The organism is Glutamicibacter sp. MNS18 (genome assembly GCF_026107515.2).
Classification (GTDB): domain Bacteria; phylum Actinomycetota; class Actinomycetes; order Actinomycetales; family Micrococcaceae; genus Glutamicibacter.
Genome location: NZ_JAPCHW010000005.1, coordinates 58,983 through 76,628, shown reverse-complemented (window position 1 = coordinate 76,628; position 17,646 = coordinate 58,983). Strand labels below are relative to the sequence as shown.

General features: G+C 63.7%; 18 protein-coding genes. 9 read left to right on the top strand and 9 right to left on the bottom strand.

Features of this window, described 5'->3' with window-relative positions:
* Positions 1 to 8: 8 nt before the first annotated feature.
* The 3 genes from OK351_RS08085 (at position 9) to OK351_RS08075 (ending at position 2,422) form a co-directional block, all read left to right on the top strand.
* Positions 9 to 578 (top strand): Lrp/AsnC ligand binding domain-containing protein, encoded by a 570-nt coding sequence (locus OK351_RS08085; RefSeq protein WP_265157717.1) that lies wholly within the window; start codon positions 9 to 11, stop codon positions 576 to 578.
* A gap of 462 nt (positions 579 to 1,040) precedes the next feature.
* Positions 1,041 to 1,703 carry a hypothetical protein gene (locus OK351_RS08080; RefSeq protein WP_265157715.1) on the top strand — a complete coding sequence of 221 codons (663 nt, stop codon included), beginning with the start codon at positions 1,041 to 1,043 and terminating at the stop codon, positions 1,701 to 1,703.
* A gap of 404 nt (positions 1,704 to 2,107) precedes the next feature.
* Positions 2,108 to 2,422, top strand: a complete 315-nt coding sequence (locus OK351_RS08075; protein ID WP_265157713.1) for an MmcQ/YjbR family DNA-binding protein — start codon at positions 2,108 to 2,110, stop codon at positions 2,420 to 2,422.
* 4 nt (positions 2,423 to 2,426) lie between these two features.
* On the opposite strand, the gene OK351_RS08070 is transcribed toward OK351_RS08075, so the two are convergent.
* Entirely contained in the window at positions 2,427 to 3,401 is a 975-nt protein-coding gene (locus OK351_RS08070) for an EamA family transporter (protein ID WP_265157711.1), read from the bottom strand.
* Between the two features lie 147 nt (positions 3,402 to 3,548).
* On the opposite strand from OK351_RS08070, the gene OK351_RS08065 reads away from it, so the two are divergent.
* Positions 3,549 to 4,094, top strand: a complete 546-nt coding sequence (locus OK351_RS08065) for a CGNR zinc finger domain-containing protein (protein WP_265157708.1) — start codon at positions 3,549 to 3,551, stop codon at positions 4,092 to 4,094.
* Between the two features lie 147 nt (positions 4,095 to 4,241).
* Here OK351_RS08065 and OK351_RS08060 read toward each other — a convergent pair whose 3' ends face one another.
* Entirely contained in the window at positions 4,242 to 5,705 is a 1,464-nt protein-coding gene (locus OK351_RS08060; protein WP_265157705.1) for an APC family permease, read from the bottom strand.
* 332 nt (positions 5,706 to 6,037) lie between these two features.
* On the opposite strand from OK351_RS08060, the gene OK351_RS08055 reads away from it, so the two are divergent.
* Positions 6,038 to 6,349 (top strand): hypothetical protein, encoded by a 312-nt coding sequence (locus tag OK351_RS08055; protein WP_265157702.1) that lies wholly within the window; start codon positions 6,038 to 6,040, stop codon positions 6,347 to 6,349.
* A gap of 74 nt (positions 6,350 to 6,423) precedes the next feature.
* Here the strand turns inward: OK351_RS08055 and OK351_RS08050 are convergent, their stop codons facing one another.
* From OK351_RS08050 to OK351_RS08035, 4 genes are all read right to left on the bottom strand, one after another.
* Positions 6,424 to 6,714: a hypothetical protein gene (locus tag OK351_RS08050; RefSeq protein WP_265157699.1), complete on the bottom strand. Its 291-nt coding sequence runs from the start codon at positions 6,712 to 6,714 to the stop codon at positions 6,424 to 6,426.
* 39 nt (positions 6,715 to 6,753) lie between these two features.
* A complete protein-coding gene (locus OK351_RS08045) occupies positions 6,754 to 7,326 on the bottom strand; it encodes a DUF308 domain-containing protein (RefSeq protein WP_265157696.1) in 573 nt (190 codons plus the stop codon).
* 83 nt (positions 7,327 to 7,409) lie between these two features.
* Positions 7,410 to 8,663, bottom strand: coding sequence for an alpha-hydroxy acid oxidase (locus tag OK351_RS08040; protein WP_265157693.1), 1,254 nt, complete (start codon positions 8,661 to 8,663; stop codon positions 7,410 to 7,412).
* Between the two features lie 45 nt (positions 8,664 to 8,708).
* Positions 8,709 to 10,034 carry an MFS transporter gene (locus tag OK351_RS08035; RefSeq protein WP_265157690.1) on the bottom strand — a complete coding sequence of 442 codons (1,326 nt, stop codon included), beginning with the start codon at positions 10,032 to 10,034 and terminating at the stop codon, positions 8,709 to 8,711.
* A 154-nt stretch (positions 10,035 to 10,188) separates the two neighbouring features.
* On the opposite strand from OK351_RS08035, the gene OK351_RS08030 reads away from it, so the two are divergent.
* Positions 10,189 to 10,851, top strand: a complete 663-nt coding sequence (locus tag OK351_RS08030; RefSeq protein ID WP_265157685.1) for a GntR family transcriptional regulator — start codon at positions 10,189 to 10,191, stop codon at positions 10,849 to 10,851.
* A 186-nt stretch (positions 10,852 to 11,037) separates the two neighbouring features.
* The gene (locus tag OK351_RS08025; RefSeq protein WP_265157682.1) at positions 11,038 to 11,994 is read left to right on the top strand and encodes an NAD(P)-dependent alcohol dehydrogenase; all 957 of its coding nucleotides are present in this window, start codon (positions 11,038 to 11,040) and stop codon (positions 11,992 to 11,994) included.
* A 22-nt stretch (positions 11,995 to 12,016) separates the two neighbouring features.
* Here the strand turns inward: OK351_RS08025 and OK351_RS08020 are convergent, their stop codons facing one another.
* Positions 12,017 to 13,321, bottom strand: coding sequence for an MATE family efflux transporter (locus OK351_RS08020; RefSeq protein ID WP_265158377.1), 1,305 nt, complete (start codon positions 13,319 to 13,321; stop codon positions 12,017 to 12,019).
* A gap of 190 nt (positions 13,322 to 13,511) precedes the next feature.
* On the opposite strand from OK351_RS08020, the gene chrA reads away from it, so the two are divergent.
* On the top strand, positions 13,512 to 14,726 hold the full coding sequence (chrA, locus tag OK351_RS08015) for a chromate efflux transporter (RefSeq protein ID WP_265157680.1): 1,215 nt from the start codon (positions 13,512 to 13,514) through the stop codon (positions 14,724 to 14,726).
* Positions 14,727 to 14,799: 73 nt separating this feature from the next.
* A complete protein-coding gene (locus tag OK351_RS08010; protein WP_265157678.1) occupies positions 14,800 to 15,630 on the top strand; it encodes an MBL fold metallo-hydrolase in 831 nt (276 codons plus the stop codon).
* Here the strand turns inward: OK351_RS08010 and OK351_RS08005 are convergent.
* On the bottom strand, positions 15,622 to 16,818 hold the full coding sequence (locus OK351_RS08005) for an MFS transporter (RefSeq protein ID WP_265157676.1): 1,197 nt from the start codon (positions 16,816 to 16,818) through the stop codon (positions 15,622 to 15,624). The two genes, OK351_RS08010 and OK351_RS08005, sit on opposite strands and share 9 nt — an antisense overlap.
* Positions 16,819 to 17,598, bottom strand: coding sequence for a CPBP family intramembrane glutamic endopeptidase (locus tag OK351_RS08000; RefSeq protein ID WP_265157674.1), 780 nt, complete (start codon positions 17,596 to 17,598; stop codon positions 16,819 to 16,821). It lies immediately after the preceding gene.
* Positions 17,599 to 17,646 lie beyond the last annotated feature (48 nt).

The window sequence follows — 17,646 nt, the reverse complement described above, 5'->3', positions numbered from 1 at the left end:
CACCCACCATGAAGCGACGGGGGGAACGCATAGTAACCAGCGGTCTGGCCTGGCCGGTCGCCACGCTTGAGGATCCACGACAGGCCAGCACCGCGATTGTGGAAGTCGAATGCGACCCCGGCCAGCTGCTAGCCACCGTGCAGCATGCCGGCCACCATCAGGCCGTCTCTTCCATAGATCTCAGCAGCGGCATGGGGGATGTCGTGATGACCTCACGAGCCCAGGATGATGCCGAGCTAGCCGAATTCATCCTCACCCATGTGGGGGAGTTGCCCGGGGTACGCTCAGTGCGCACCTCAGTTTCGAGCTCAACCCTCAAGATCGGCGCGAAATGGACGCTGGGCGTCCTGCGCCCGGCTCAAGTTGAACGTATTCCCCGGGCCCGCCCTCCACGCGCCGCCGCCGTCAAGGTAGTGCCTGATGATCTCTTCCTGGATCTCGTGGCCATCCTGGAAAAGGACATTCGCGCCAGCAACCTGCGGTTATCGCAGGAGCCGGGCATCAGTGCGCAAAAAGCTGCGGGCTCCGTGGGAACCCTGCGTATGCAAAATGTGCTGGATTTCCCCATACACGTTTAACAGCAATATTCTAATTGGCCCGCGGTCACCCGGTACTTCCTCAAGGTACCCAGTCAATCCCTCTTGGGCATGGCGCCGCCTTGGATTGCGATGTCGGAGATCCAATTCGCAGGCGTCGCTTTTGGCCAATACGATCTCATCCTCGCCCTGACAACCCAAAGCCGATCAGATGCGGTCAGACTCGAGGCCCAACTCGTGGACCGCATCCCGGGTGCGGTGGTACTGGACAGATCGCCTGTGATTCGCGTACACAAACATCTGGGGCACATCCTGGATTCTTCAGGGCGCGGAACCGCAGAGATCATCAGCATGGTTCGGCGCTAGGTTCCTGCCGATCCGCTGGCTGGCTCACCAAAAGTCAACCTACTTGCCTTGAGGGCATTACGCCGTGAAACGAAAACGCTGACTCCCGGGCATGGGCCTGCTTATGGCACAGGGGCCTGTCGCTGTCGGATAGTCAGGTTGCCCCGTTCTCCTCACCCATCTGGCCGGTGGCCGATCGAGCCGGTTGCTCCTTATGCGGCGGTTCCAGCGGCAGGCGTTGCTTTTACTTTATTGCATCCTCATGCCATCGCTGTAGGAGTGATTTTCTCGAAAGCATTAACTAATAACATCAATTCCCGCTCCTTCGCGTTAGCTTCGATTTTCGTGGCAACGGTGGGCTTGGCTGGATGTGCCGGCGGTGCCACCAACACCGCGACCCCTGCGCCATCGGTGGAATCGACCCAGGAAACCAGCGCGGCATCACTGTCGCCGACGACCATCCCCTCCCCTGACGAACCTCAGGCCACGGAGTCGACCACTGCAGCAATCGATGACCCCAAGGTCACTGTTGAGATCACCGGAAGCAAACCGAGCGCGCTCGTCAAGGCCCTTGTTGTCACCGACGAGGAGCAGGACAACGACGGCCAGATGAGGCAAGAATCCTTGCCGTACAACATCGAAATGGACCTACCAGCCGGTGGAGATTTCACGAAAATCCTAGTCTTGGGCAAGTACGCCAACGGAGCCGCGGGTGAGATCTCCTGCACTGTCTCCATTAATGACGAACGGGTCGCTGAGGACACCTCCAACGGACGTCAACCGGCCAAATGCATCGTGCTTCAGCAGGAGATAGCCCGCTAACCCGCAGGGAATCCACGGCGCCTACGGACAAGAAGACTCGCTGACCAAATGTGACACGGGCAACATCCCGGGTTTGCATCGCGACCAGAAGTCTGGTCATACTGTGATGGCAGTCACAACCGCTGTGCCAGGAAATGGTACAACCGTTGTGGCAGGTTCACCCCGCCCACCGCAGACGCAAGTCCCGGCCCGATTCGGCTCCGGACGATGCCTACTCCCGGGCGGGCAGCTGATGGGCAGGAGCCCTGGATCGCATTGCCTGCGGATTCGACCAGCTCCTGCCTCGGAGCTTGCCCCACGGTAATTTTCAACCGTGGACAGGCAAGCCGTTCCGACCTCGTGTCCGACCACACTCCATTCCCCTGGCCATTGCCCCTGTCAGGGGATTGTGCCACGATGCGGCCATGGTGGGAATCGAGAACATCCGTGACCAGTGCCTGGCCATGCCAGGTGTGACCGAACGGCTCAGCTGGGGCCAGCCCGCGTGGTTCGCCCGAACCCTGATGGCCAGGGTCTGGGACGATGGCGTCCTGACGGTGAAGAGCGCAGAGCGCGAAGCGCTGGCGGCCATGGCTCCGGACACGTTCTTCTGGACCGGCCACCATGAGCGTTCCCCCCTGCTGGTACTCATCAGGTTGGATACAGTCGATCCCGAACAGCTCTCCGAGTTGCTGGCCGACTCCTACCGGCTGGCGGGGCGTCACGGCCGTAACCGGTAAAGGGCTACCGTCCGACCGGTTGGCGTAATTCGTCGATACGCACCAGCACCACGCCGCCGACAATCAGCAGGCCGCCGAGGAGCTGGATCATCCCGGGGAGTTCACCAAGCAGCAACCATGCCCAGATCACGGCGAACAGCACCTCGGTCAGCGAGATGAAGCTGGCGACCTTCGAACCCAGGGCACGGGCGGCCATGATCCCGGTGACGTAGGCGATCACGGTGGACAGCAGGATCATGCCTCCTAGCGCCACCCACCATTGGGTCCGGAAACCGGCCAGGTCCACCTCGGTGAAGGTCATCTCCATGGGCACGATGCCCAACGCGCCGACCAGCACCATCAGCAGGGAGCCAACGCTGAGCCCACCGGCCGAGAGCATAATCGGCGGCAACGCCCCGTCCACCCGGGCGCTGACGAAGAAGTAGACGGTCAGTCCCATCGCTGCACCCAACCCCCACAACACACCGATCGGGTCGATGGACGTGGCACCGGTGATATCCAGCACGGCCATCAGCCCCACCAGCGCCAACAGCGTGCCCAGGATGGTGGGGATCCGCGGGCGCTTCTGGTGCCGCACCCACAACACCAGCACGATCAGCACCGGTGCCAGGTATTCGAGCATCAGGGCCACCCCGACATCCAGGCGTTGCACCGCCAGGAAATAGAACAGCTGGCAGGCCGCGACCCCGAAGAGCCCGAAAAGCAGGATCGGTACCCAGTTGGTGCGCAGCAGCACCCAGCGTCCGCGCATGGCCAGGATCGCGGGAACCGCCAGCACCAGGGCGGCCCCGGCCATGCGCAGGGTGACCGCCGCTGCCGGCGACCATCCGGCTTCCATCAGGGCCTTGGCGAAGGACCCGGAAAGCCCGAAGACGGCCGAGGAAACCAGGGCGATCCAGATGCCGGTCAACCTGCCGGCACTTCGGCGTGGCTCGTCGGAGATCCGGTTATTCGGCGCGGTAGCTGGCGTCTGTGGCATGAGGGTTTCCTTCGGAACTTCCCCGGATCCCGGCAGCGTGGTGTCGTGGTGACATACAGCTGCGGTACAGGAGTCAATGATTGTATGATCATGACAATACGATCACGCCTGATCCCCCGTCAATCATGGCGACCCCAAGGAGTCATAATGATCTTTGCCCCTGACACGGAAGTATCGCTACGCAGCGTGGTGAACCTGCTGAATACCAACGCCGGGCTCGTGGACCGCCTGGAAACGGTGGGCGATCTCGACTACTTCCTGGACACCGAACGTTTCACTGGTCCCCGGGCGCGGAACCTGGCCGAACTGCGCTCCATCCGCCAACTGCGCTCCCAGCTGCACGATATCTGGGTCGCCGATGAGGACACCGTGGTGCGCCGGGTCAATGCGATCCTGCGCAACGCCCAGGCGCTGCCACAGCTGATCAAGCACGACGAATGGGACTACCATCTGCATGCCACCACGCAGAGCGCCCCGCTCTATGACCGGATGGCGGTGGAAGCGGCCATGGCGATCGCCGAGGTGGTCCGGGCCAAGGGACTGCCACGCCTGCGGATCTGCGCCTCGGATGATTGCCAGGCTGCACTGGTGGACCTGTCCCGGAACCGTTCGAAGATGTACTGCGATACCGGCAATTGCGCCAACCGCGAGCATGTGCGCGCCTACCGGGCCCGCCGGGCCAGGGAAAACTAGGTCCATGCCATCCGCGGTGTTCGGCAACCAGTTCTCCACTCCGGCCGAATCCGCCAATCATTGACCAGGAACGCATTAAGGGCATGGTGGCTGCGGGAACACCCCACAGCCACCATGCCCTTCTATTTGCTTCGTTGGAACTGCGGGTCAGGTGATGCGTTGCCCGGCGCGCGCCTTGCGGCGGGCCCTGACCAACTCCACGACCTGTTCCTCGGCTTCCGGGCCGGCTTTGATCCCCGCCGGAACCTTGAAGAAGAACAAGGCACCCAAGGCCCACCAGATGGCGAAGATCAGCCACGGCTCCCAGGTCAGCGATGCCGGCATGCCGGGCATGTAGAGGCTCAACAGGCCCGCGGTCAACAGGACCGCAATCCAGCCGATGGCTTCACCGGCACGGCCCTTGCCGCCAATACGTAGTGGGCGATCCATGCCCGCATCACGACGACGCAGCACCAGGAAGGTCACCGAGACCAGCAGGTAGGCCACGATAATGCTCGGTGCGCCGGAGTCCACCAGCCAACCGAGCATTTCGGCACCGAAGAATGGTGCGAGCAACGAGATCCCGCCGATGAACATCAAGGCGTTGGAAGGGGTCTGGTACTTCGGGTGCAGCTTGGCGAACCATTCGGGCAGCATCCCGGAACGCGCCAGCGAGAACACCAGGCGCGAGGCGCCAATCAGCAGGGAGTTCCACGAGGTCAGGATGCCGGCAATGCCACCGGCAATCAGGATCTTGGCCATGATCTCGGAATTGAACATGGCGCCGAAGGCATCGGCGGTGGCGATATCCGCCCCGGCCAGCTCGCTGGCCGGCATGGCCGAGGAGGTCGTGAGCACCACCATGACGTACCAGATGGTCGCCAGGATCACCGAGATGACGACCAGCTTGCCGATCTGGCGAGCGGGGATGTTGACTTCCTCGGCGGACTGGGGAATCACGTCGAAGCCGATGAACAGGAATGGAACTGCCATCAGCACGGTGAAGAATCCGGCCATTCCCGGGGTGAAGAGCGGTTCCATGTGTTGCGGGTCCCCGGCGCTGAAGGCGCCGAAAATCATCAGGGCGCCTACGGCCAAAAGGAAGATCACGGTGAAGGTCTGCACCACGCTGGCCTGCTTGATCCCGCGGATGTTGATCCAGGTGATGAGCAGGCCCGCCACAACACCCACCAGTGCCCAGGTGAGGTTCACTTCGAAACCAGCCACCGTCCACAGCGGAATCCTGCTCATGCCCGGGAAAATGTACTCCACGGTCCGCGGGAAGGCCACTGCTTCAAAGGCCACGATGGTGACGTAGCCGCCGGTAATGGCCCACGAACCGATGAAGGATGGGCGCGGTCCCAGGGCGCGCAGGATGAAATTATGCTCACCACCCGCCTTGGGCATGGACGCTGTCAGCTCGGCGTAGGTCAAACCGACAATTGCCATGATTCCGCCGCCGACCACCATGGCCAACACAGCGCCCAGGGTTCCGGCGCTTTCCAGCCATCCGCCGGTGAGTACCACCCAACCGAAACCGATCATGGCGCCGAACCCCAGCGCGAGGGCATCCCAGTTGCCTAATGTCTTGGCAAGGGTCGTTGCCCCTGGGTTTTGCTTGTTATTCGTCATCAGAGGATTGCTCCATGTTGTTCCTTGTCCCGTGCAGGGTTCATCAGGAAATTGTTCCGTAGCCGGAATCTGGCGTTGATATCCTCAGGTCTTTATGACGCTCCACGTGCGCTGAACGGTGCTGCTCTTGCGCCGACAGGAATACCGGGCGAAACATGCCTGCTTCTTCCGGAGCGCTGGCCGCAACGGATCACGCGCGAAAGATTGGGCCAGCACCCCCGACGCTCCCGTCCGCTCGTCTAGGATGAAGTGACCAGCAGACTCTGCTTTACGGAACCCGTTCCGTATCCGGTTCGATGGGCGGGGCGGAAAGCACTTCGAAGGGATGAGCCATGACGCAGCATCAAGCATCGGATGATTACGAGGCACGCCTGGAGCGTACGGAGGATTCGCCGTTGAAAGCCGCCGCCCGGTGGACCGCGGCCATCGCCTCGGCAGTGATCGGGGATTCCGAATTCGAACCCTCCGGCACCCAGGTGGTTGTCTACTCGCGGATCGATGATTCCAAGGTGTTGAGCATGCGCACGTCCAACCTTGAGGAAGCCGAACGGCTGATCGAGTTGGTGCGCAAGGACCTGGCGGAGTTGGGTCCCGAGGATTTCCTCTCCGAGTGGGGCCAGGCCGACGAGGCCCAGCGCAGCTGACTCGCCGTGGGGATCCGGGCAGGAAAAAACCGCTAGCGGCCTCTTCTGCCGTTAGCGGTTGGTTCGTCCTGTGGTTATTCGCCCTGCTCCGGGTTGTCCGAGGAACGGTTCACACCGGACCCGGTACCGAGACTCGAATCGTTTTCCTTGGAGGCCATGGTCAGGACCGAGATCACCAACAGGCTGACAATGAATGCCACGCCAAAGCAGACCAGCCCGATATCAAAGCGCAGGTTGTTCTCTGATCCACCGGTGCCACTGATCATGCCGACAAATGCCGCGACAATACCCAGCACGAACGAGAACCACAGCGGAGCCTTGATCGACTGGCTCCAGGATTGCTTCTTCGGTGATTTATTAGACACCAGGATCTCCATTTCTACTTCCTCGTGTTTCCATCAAGTCTAGTCATTCTCCGCAACGGCTTCTTTGCGCGAGTCGTGCAGGTGCCCGAAGGCGGCAATCAGCTCGAAGACGGCGAAGACCACGGCACCACCGCCGATCATCCCCAGTATCCCGTGCACGTCCAGTCCCCCGGAAAAGACCAGGGCCACGCCGACGGCCAGGGCCACCGCGCCGCTGACCAGCTGGTTGCGGTAGGGCGGGAACCCGGCACGGTGCTTGGAGAACACCATGATTTCGGCGATTCCGCCGACGATCAGGCCGACAGCGGCCATATACGCGACCATGGCGGGGGTCGAGGAGAAGAGCGTGGTGATACCGGCGAGCAACATGATCCCGGCACCGAAGGCGTAGAGCCCACGGGATTTGGCCGGGGCGGTGGGTGCCGAGGCGTATTGCCACATGAAGACACCGGTGAGCACCAGCAGCCCGGCGGTCGCATAGGACAGGACCTTCAGATCGGCGCCAATCCAGAAAATCGAGATCAGGGCGTACCCCAGCGCGGTCAGGCCGCGCAGCAGTACTGGCCGGAAAACGTCTTGGGCTTGTGTTACGGATGTTTTGGGTGCAGGCACAGACCTATTCTACGCTCAATAGAATTTATGGGCACCTGAGTGCAGGCTTGGTGAGCCGAAGCACAACGATGGTCGCCATGAGGCTACTGGTGGGACACCATTTTCCGCCCTGAGCCAACTGGGTGCTGACGGATCAGGTCGGCGGTCAGCTCCTTGACGGAACCGGCACCCATCAGCTGCATGTTGACCTCGATCTCCTTGGCCAACAGCTCGATAACGCGTTCCACCCCCTGTTGCCCGCCGGCCATCAACCCGTACAGGTAGGCGCGGCCGATCAGCACGAAGTCCGCCCCGGCGCACAGCGAGGCGACGATATCCGCGCCGGACATGATCCCCGAGTCCAGGATGATCTCCATGTCCGCGCCGACCTCGGCGCGCACCTCACCCAGTGCCTCGAAGGCGATCGGCGCACGATCCAGCTGGCGTCCGCCGTGGTTCGAGACCACCAATCCGTCGGCCCCGGCCGCCACGGATTTGCGGGCGTCCTCCGCGGTCAGCACGCCCTTGACGAAGAGCTTGCCGGGCCACAGGTCGCGGATCCAGCGCAGGTCATCGAAGTCCAGGGAGGAGTCGAACATGGAGTTGATGATCGTCGGCAGGTCGGAGGAGGTGTTGGACAGGGAGGCGAACTTCAGTGAATCGGTGGTCAGGAAATTGAACCACCACTCGGGTCGATAGGAGGCGTCCACCACCGTTTTCAGGGACAGCTCGGGCGGGATCTTCATGCCGTTGCGGGTGTCGCGCAGGCGCTGTCCGGCCACCGGGGTATCCACGGTCACCAGCAGGGTGTCGTAACCGGCCGCGGCGGCCCGCTCAACCAGCGCCCGGGATTTCTCCCGGTCCTTCCACAGGTAGAGCTGGAACCATTTGCGTGCCCCCGGAGCGGCCGCGGCGACCTCCTCGATGGAGCGGGTACCCATGGTGGAGAGGCTGAAGGGAATCCCTGCCTTCTGCGCGGCCCGCGACCCTCCGGTCTCCCCTTCGGAATGCATGAACCGGGTGAACCCGGTGGGCGCGATGCCGAAGGGCAAGGCGCTGGTGCCACCGGCAATGCTCGTGGACAGATCGGAGTGGGCGGTCCCGTGCAGGATCCGCGGCAGCAGTTGCACCGAGTCGAAGACCTCGCGTGCCCGGTCGGCGGTGATCTCGCGTCCGGCAGCACCGTCCACATAGTCGAACGCCGCCGTGGGAGTACGGCGTTTGGCGATCCTGCGCAGATCCCAGAGATCGGCGGCCTTGGCCAGTCGGGCGGTCCTGCGATCCAGGGTGGGCAGGGAGAATTTCATCAGGGACTTCAACTCGCCCAGATCCGGGAATTGGCGGTGCAGGTTGCTCATAATTTTGTGTCCTTCGGCTTGGGATGGGGAAGTTGACGGCAGGAGCTAGTGGTAGCGACGGCGAGTGGACCGCAGACCGAAAAGGACGGCGAGCGCCGAGCTCAGGCAGCACAGGGCCAGGTACCCGGCGGGCAGAGTGATGGCCCCGCCGCCGGCTTCCAGCAGGGCCGCGGCAATCAGCGGGGACATGCCGGCCACCAGTGCGCCGTTGAGTTCACGGGCCGTGGCGATTCCGGTGAAACGCACCGGCACCGGGAATAGCGCGGTCAGGAACGCCCCCTGGGCGCCACTGGTGCACGGGATGACCAGTGCGTAGCCCGCGGCGATTGCCAACAGGCCGAGCTCGAACCTGCCGCTGCCCAGCAACCAGAAGATCGGGAAGGCCAGTACCAGGCCGCTGAGGTTGCCCACGACCAGGGTGCGTCCGGCGCCCCAGCGGTCGGCCAGCCACCCACCGACCGGGGTGAGCACCACCGAGACCAGGGAACCGGCGGTCACGGCCAGCAGCGCCTGGCTGCGTTCCATGCCGGAACCCACCATCAAGCTGATCGAGAAGACCGCCAGGATGTAGTTCATGGCGTTGTGCCCGGTGATGGCCAGGAACCCCAACCCCACTTCGCGCCAGTGTCCGGAAAACACCGTGGCCAGTGGGAGCTTGCCGGATTTGCCCTTGTCCTGGGCCCGTTCCATGGCCTGGGCGTATTCAGGGGTTTCCTCCAGCTTGTTGCGGATGTACAGCGCGAGCAGGAACAGTACCGCGGAGACGAGGAAAGGCAGGCGCCAGGCCCATCCCAGCAGGGCTTCATCGCCCAGGCTGGCCACGGCAAAGAAGCTGATGGTGGCCAGTGCGATACCCAGCGGCGGGGTGGAGAGCACCAGCGAGGTGTACCAGCCGCGTTTACGGGGTTCCACGTACTCGGCCACCAGGGTCATTGCGCCGGTCAGCTCGGCACCGGCACCGAAGCCCTGGACCAGGCGGAAGAACACCAGCAACCCGACGGCCCAGATGCCCCAGGAGTCGGCCGTGGGCAACAGGCCGATGCCCACGGTGGCGATGCCCATCAGGATGATGGACATCAACATGGCCGGACGCCGCCCGAACTTGTCGCCCAGGTGTCCGATGATCACCCCGCCGAAGGGTCGGGCGATGAAGCCCACGGCGAAGGTGGCGAAGGCGGCGAGTGCTTCACCCGAGGTGCCGGCGGCGGCGAAGAACAGCGGGCCGATGACCACGGAGGCGGCAGCCCCGTAGAGCGCGTAATCGTACCATTCGATGGCGGTGCCCAGCACCGAGGCGACGATCGCCCGGTGTTTCTGCTTGACCCGGTGTTGCGTCCGGCCGGGGTTCAGGCCCATCTGCTGCTGCGCCACATTCGCTCCATTACGGGTTGGCCCGGTATCCACACGCTTTGTAAGATACCTGAAATATATTTCTGTACAGACTAGGGTGTTTCTTGTCCGCCCGTAAAGACCGGGTACCGAAGATTACGTGGAGCGGCTTCGGCGGACGCACAGGAAATGGGGAATGATGGGCAGCTCCTTGACCGATCGGTTAACCGGCGAACTGCGCCGGCGGGTGCTCAGCGGCGAGCTGGCCCCGGGCACCGTGGTGGTTGAGCCGCGGCTGGCCGAGGAATTCAGGGTTTCCAAGACCCCGGTACGTGAATCCCTGCGCCAGCTCACCAGCGAAGGACTGTTGCAGGTCCTGCCCAAGAAGGGGTATCTGGTCCGCGGGGTCAGCCTCACCGATGTCTACGAAACCCTGGACATGCGGATGCTGCTTGAGCCCTTCGCCGCCGCCGCGGCAACCCGCCTGGCCACCGGGCAACTGGTGTCCGGACTTCGGGAGCAGCTGGACGAGCAGGAACACCTGGCTGCCACGGACCCCATCGGATCCATGCATTGCGCCCAGCGGTTCCACCAACTGCTGGCCGAATCCAGCGGCAATTCGCGTGTGGCCGCGGCACTGGAAAAGTGCTTCGCCGACACCGCGCGGGCCCACTACGTCCTGCCCGGGATGCAGCGTTACATGTCCACCTCGCAGGAGGTGGCCGAACACCGGCAGATCCTGGCCGCGCTGGCGGCGGGGAACGGCGAACAGGCCCAGCAGGCGATGGTTGACCACCTGAAATCGATCCGCAGCGCCATGCTGGGACAGTTCCAGGATGCCGACGGGCTCTGGGGATAATCCCACGGGACCCGTGCCGTTGCCCAACCGATACGGTGTCGGCGCACCGTTTCGCAGTCCGCCGGCAGGTCCTGGAGCCGGATACGGAAGCAAGCGGGCTTACTTTTCATCTCCGGTTTCCGTTCCCGGGTGTCGGGCAGCGGTAGGCTGGCGGTATTCCTTCCCCGAGGATTGTGAGTCGCCGCCATGAAGGCAGCCGTCCGAGATCGCTATGGTCCCCCACAAGTCGTGGGCATCACCGAAGTGCCGATGCCGGTCACACGCAAGGGCGAGGTGCTGGTGCGGGTTCAGGCTGCGGCGCTGACCGCGGCCGATGCTCGAATCCGCGCCGCGCGGTTCCCCCGGGGTTTCGCCCCCTTTGCCCGACTGGCCTTCGGTGTCCGTCGCCCCCGCAACAAGGTGCTGGGCAGTTGCTTCTCCGGTACGGTGCACTCCGTGGGCGAAGGTGTCGCCGCTTTCGCCCCGGGAGACGAGGTCTGCGGCACCACCGGTATCTCGATGGGTGCCCACGCCCAGTACCTGCGGGTTCCGGCCGGCAGAATCCTCAGCAAGCCCACGGCGGTCCATCACAGGGATGCCGCCGGCATGCTTTTCGGCGGCACCACCGCGTTGCACTACCTGCGTGACAAGGCATCACTGGCCTCCGGTGCGAAGGTCCTTGTCAATGGTGCCTCTGGAGCGGTCGGCACCAACGCGGTACAGCTGGCCGCATATCTGGGAGGCACCGTGACCGGGGTGACCAGTACCGGCAACATGGACCTGGTTTCTGCACTTGGTGCCCGGCATGTCATCGACTACACGTGTACGGCGCTGGGCGAGATCGCCGAACGTTTCGACATCGTGCTGGACACGGTCGGCAACATCAACCCTTCGGCTGGCCGTACGCTGTTGGCGCATAACGGGGTGTTGTTGCTGGCCGTGGCAAACCTCAGGGAAACCGTCACCGCCCACGGAAATGTCAAAGTCGGCCCCGCTCCGGAACGGGTGGCGGATATGGGGACCCTGCTCGAACTCATGGTCAATGGCCATCTGGTGTCGGTGACCGACCGGGTCTTCGATCTTGCCGACATCGTCCAGGCCCATGAACGGGTGGATTCAGGACGGAAGGTCGGCAATGTCATCATCACCCCGGCTGGGGATTAGCCGCGGCTGCACCAGACCGTTTCTAGACTCCTAGACGCATCCATGCGTCGGTACGCGCCCGCAGCCCCAGGGTGATGAGTCGCGCCAGCATGAAGCCCAGGGCGAAGGCCAGCCAAATCCACACCATGGCGCTCATCGGGTCGTGGGTGAGCGCCTGCACCGCCCACAGCATCGGCAGGTAGACGGCCAGGTTCACCAGGCCGACAAGCCCCAGGTAGCGTGCGTCCCCGGCCCCCATGAGCACCCCGTCCAGGACGAAGACCACGCCGCAGATTGGTTGAGATACCGCCAGGATCCACAATCCCGGCGTGGCCAGGGCGTGCACCGAGACATCCGAACTGAGCAGCACCGGGACGATCCAGGACAGGGCGAAAATGAACAGCCCAGTGAAGATGCCGAAGTAGATTCCCCAGCGGGTCATCACCCCCGTCAGTTCCTTGACCTTGGCCGCGTCCCCGGCGCCCAGCTCCTTGCCGATCAGCGCCTGGGCCGCGATGGCCAGGGCATCCAGTGCAAAAGCCAGGAAGGAGAACAACGTGAAGACCAGCTGATGGGCGGCCAGGATCACTTCCCCGGCGTTGGTGGCCACCACCACGGTGGCCAGCAGGGCAATACGCATGGTGGCGTTGCGCAGCATCAGCCAGGAGCCGATATTCCCGGTGGCCTTGAACCCGGCCCAGCTGGGGGCCAGCGACAGGCCGGCTTGGCGGACCCGCGGGATGATCAGCCAGAAGTACACGATTGCCATGACCCATTGGGAGATCGAGGTACCGGCTGCTGCCCCGGCCACCGACCACCCGAACCCGTAGACGAACACGAAGTTCAGCACGATATTCAGTCCGAAGCCGGCGGTCGCGACCACCAGCGGTGTCTTGGTGTCCTGCATGCCGCGTAGCACGCCGGTCGCGGCAAAAACCAACAGCATCGCGGTCAGGCCGGGCAACGAGTACATGATGTAGTCCACGGCGAAACCCAGAGCCTGGCCTTCGGCACCCATGACGCGTACCAACGGGGCAGCGGTGAACAATCCGATCAGGCTCAGCACCGCGCCGAGCACCAGGGCCAACCACATGCCGTCCCGCCCGGCGGCCATGGCCTTGGCGAACTGGCCGGCCCCGATGGCTCGGGCCACGGCCGGGGTGGTGGCATAGGCCAGGAAGATCATGAGCCCCACGGCGGTCTGGATGACAGTGATCCCCAGTCCCGCTCCGGCCAATTCGGAGACGCCCAGATGGCCGATGATTGCGGTATCAGCCAGGAGGAACATCGGCTCGGCGATCAGCGCGCCAAGGGCAGGGATCGCCAGGGCCAGGATCTGGCGGGCCATGGACCGGTTCGAACTGGTCGGGGAGGTTTGCTGCTTCACGGCTCCTACTCTACGAACCCGTTGCCGGATTACACCATTCGCCGCGTTTGGCAGCGGTACAGAAGTCATGGGCCGCGGATCGGCACACCAACCTTTTCCCGTTCACCCTCCGTTCACCTCGGGCCGCTGGTCATCTCCTAGACTCGGCGCAATGAGTACTCATTCCCAGTCAAAAGCCTCGACCTCCGGCAATGTGTGGGAGGTCTTCACCGTATTCCTGCGTCTGGGGCTGACGTCCTTTGGTGGACCGGTTGCCCATCTGGGGTATTTCCACGAGGTCTTCGTCCGGCGTCGGCGTTGGGTCAACGAGCGCGCCTATGCCGATCTGGTGGCGTTGTGCCAGCTTCTTCCCGGCCCGGCGTCCAGCCAGGTCGGCATGGCGCTGGGCCTGCAACGTGCCGGTTACGGGGGTCTGGTCGCCGCATGGGTTGGTTTCACCCTGCCCTCGGCGCTGTTGCTCTTCGGCTTCGCGTTGGGCGCTCCCTGGCTGGGCCGGGAACTCGGGGACGGGTGGATCACCGGGTTGAAGGCGGCCGCGGTGGCGGTCGTGGCCCACGCTGTACTGGGAATGGCCCGGGTACTCACCCCGGATGCTTTCCGGGCGACCATCGCCGCGGGAACCCTGGCCTTGGTGCTGTTGTTTCCCGGTTCACTAACCCAGCTATTGGCCATGGCGTCAGCTGCGGTGGCGGGTCTGCTCTGGCTCAAGCAGTCCGCTGCGGTCGATCCCCCGGATGCTGCCGGACACCGCAGCGGTTCGAGGTCGCTAGCTGCGGGAGCCCTGGTGTTGTTCGGTGCCCTGCTGGTCCTCCTGCCGGTAATTGCTTCACTGGGACACTCCGCTGTGGTCCAGTTGGCCGACATTTTTTACCGGGTCGGGTCCCTGGTCTTTGGCGGCGGCCATGTGGTGCTGCCGTTGCTGGAAACCGAAGTGGTCGCTTCCGGATTGGTGGGCGAGGAAATGTTCCTGGCCGGGTATGGGGCCGCGCAGGCGGTGCCGGGGCCCTTGTTCACCTTCGCGGCATTCCTGGGGGCATTGGTTCCCGGCAGCCTGCCTCCCGCGGTTGGCTCACTGGTCGCCCTGCTGGCCATCTTCCTGCCCTCGGCGTTGCTGGTAGCCGGCACCCTGCCCTTCTGGGACCGGTTACGCCAGATGCCCCGGGTACGGCAGGGCCTCGCGGGGGTGAATGCCGCCGTGGTGGGTTTGCTTGCAGCGGCCCTGTATTCCCCGGTGTTCATTCACGGGATCCCCGGTACCTCCGCCTTTGTGCTGGCAATCCTGTGTTTTGTCGCCCTCACCATGTGGAGAGCCCCTGCCTGGGCAGTGGCTCTGGGGGCGGCGTTGTTCGGCGGGTTCTTCTTCTGACCCATTATGGGGCTCCGGGACCCTGTTCTTCGCGGGCGCTAGGTCGTAGCGTGGGTATTCAGCGAGGAGGAACATGGAACCTGACCATCTGAACTGGCAGTGTGCCGGATGCGCGGTGGAGTTCGCTCCGGCCGGCAATCCGCCCGATACGTGCCCCATCTGCCTGGACGAGCGCCAGTACATTCCTGGAGGGGTTCAGCGCTGGACAACGTCGCGTGAGCTGGAGCAATCGGGTCACTCGCTGGAATTCAGTGAGCTGGAACCAGGCCTGACCGCGATCCGCGCCCCCGGCGTGGGTATCGGGCAAAGTGCCTTGCTGGTACAAACCAGACGGGGAAACCTGCTCTTTGATGTTCCCGGGCTGATCACCGACCATGCTGTGGAGCAAATTCGGGCGCTGGGCGGAATCGCCACGATCGTGGCCAGCCATCCGCATATGTACGGCGTCCAGGTGCAGTACAGCCAGGCCTTCGAGGATGCTCCGGTGTATGTGGCCGCCGCCGATGCCCGGTGGGTGCAACGCCCCGCGCTGTCCATCAGGCACTGGAACGAGCCCTTCGATCCGCTTCCGGGGATCCGGTTGCACCAGATCGGCGGGCATTTCCCGGGAAGTACCGTCGCGATGTGGAGCGCCGGCGCCAACGGGAAAGGGGTGCTCCTGGCCGGGGATGCCGTATTCCCGGTGGCGGATGGCAATGTGACGTTCCTGCGAAGCTATCCGAATCGCATTCCGCTTTCCGGACCGGTCGTCCGGCGGATGGCCGCGCAACTCTCAGCCCTGGATTTCGCGCGACTCTACAACAATTTCGCGACCAGCGTTCCGTCCCGCGCCGGCCAGGTGGTCCAGTTCTCCGCCTTGCGCTATGCCCAGTGGGCTGAGGGTGTCCACGACGATTTAACCTGAGCTTCGGGCCTTGCCACCCAGCATGCTGGCCAGCAATGCGGCCGCGACGTGCAACCCGATGACGCACCCCACCAGTGCGGTCCAACCGTGGTTCATGAACGGGATGCCCAGCAACCATCCGAAGACCGAGGAGCCGATGTAGTAGCCGAGGTTGTACAGGCTCGCGGCCTGCGCGCGGCTGTCGGCGGCCATCACCGGCACCCAGCCGCTGGCCACCGCGTGGGCCGCGAAGAACCCGGCGGTGAAGACCAGCATCCCCACGATGATCACCCACAACGCGGCGGCCATGGTCAGCAGCAGCCCGGCGGCCATGACCGCGATCCCCAACAGCAGGGTCCACTTGCGACCCATCCGTGCTACCACCTTGCCGCTGGCCACCGAGGAATAGGTTCCGGAGAGGTAGGCCACGAATACCAGCGAGGCGATCGCCGGCGGAATCAGGTAGGGTGGCGCTTCCAGCCGGAAGGCCAGGTAGTTGTAGACGGCCACGAAGCCGCCCATGAGCAGGAATCCCTGAAGGTACAGGATCGGGCGTCGGCCGGAGAGGCTCTGTGAGAACTTGGCCAGCACGGGTCGCAAACTGCGCTCGGGTGCCGGGCTGAACCCCCGGGCTTGAGGAGCCATAATCAGGAAGAAGACCGTGGCCACCCCGGCCATGATGCTGACCGCCGCCACACCCCACCGCCAGGATGTCGGTTCGGCAGCCCAGGCCGCCAACAAGCGGCCCACCAGCCCGCCGACCGTGGTCCCGGAAATATAGACCCCACTGGCCAGGGAGACAGCCCGCAGTGAGAGCTCCTCGGCCAGGTAGGCCAGGGAAGTACCCGGGACCCCGGCCAACGCGACCCCTTCAAAGAAGCGGGCGACCAGCAGTATCTCGATATTCAGGCTGAAGGTTCCAGCCAGACCAAGTACTACCGAGCAAACCAACGCCATGGCAATGACCTGGCGTCGCCCCACCCGGTCGGAGATGATCGCCCATGGGATGACCGCCAGGGCCAGCCCCAGCGTCGCTGCCGAAACGCTCAGGGCTGCCCGTGATTCCGAGATGTCCAGATCCCGTGAGATCAGCGGCAACAGGCCCTGCATCGAGTACAGCTGTGAAAAGGTGGCCAGCCCACTGGCGAACAATGCCAGCAGCATCCACCGGTACCCGGCACTGCGCGGTTCGTGGCCGGTAAATCCCAACTACGCTCCCGCGGCCGGAAGTATCGGTGTCAGCGTGTAGACGACCAGCAGGGCAATGCCGTTGTTGACCACATGCAGCATGTAGGCGTAGGCCAGCGATTTCCCCGACAGGATATAGGCCACCGACATAAGCACGCCGAGCATCACATAGGGCAGGAACTCGGCCACCGAGGAGATACCTCCGGCGTTCGCGAAGTGGATCCCGGTAAAAAGGACGGTGGAAATCAGGGCGCACACCCAGATGTTCATTTTGCGCGACAGCTTGCCGATCAGCAGGTGCCGGAACAAGTACTCCTCCACAAACGGCCCGAACAACGCGGTGATGACAAACATGACAGGTAAGGGCACCGAACCGGTCATCGCGACCAGCGTCTGCTGGTTCACGCTGGTCTGTGCTCCACCGGCAATCGTGGTGATAATGGCCGAGAAGATCACCGTGATCAGCCAGCCGCCGGGCAACATCAGCCATTTCGCCCACGGGTAATATCGCATGGTGGCAAAGGATTCGAAGAACTGCGGGCCGCATTGGAGCATCGCCAAGACGAAGAACACGGTGTAGAGCACCATATTGATCCCGAACAGGGCGGATTCCTCGTCCGGGAACGCCCCGAAGTATCCGGGAATCAAGGTGATGAGCGCTGCCCCACCCAAGATGAAGAAAATGATATATGCCGCAACGGTTATCCAGTCGCCCTTGGTGACGGCTCCGGCCTCGAAGACTCGTTGCCGGCGCGGCGGCGGGAACCCCGGATGGGGATAGTACTGCGGGACGTGAGACATGCTTCTACCCTACCGAGCATGGCGGCCCGGCGCGTGCTCTGACGGCTA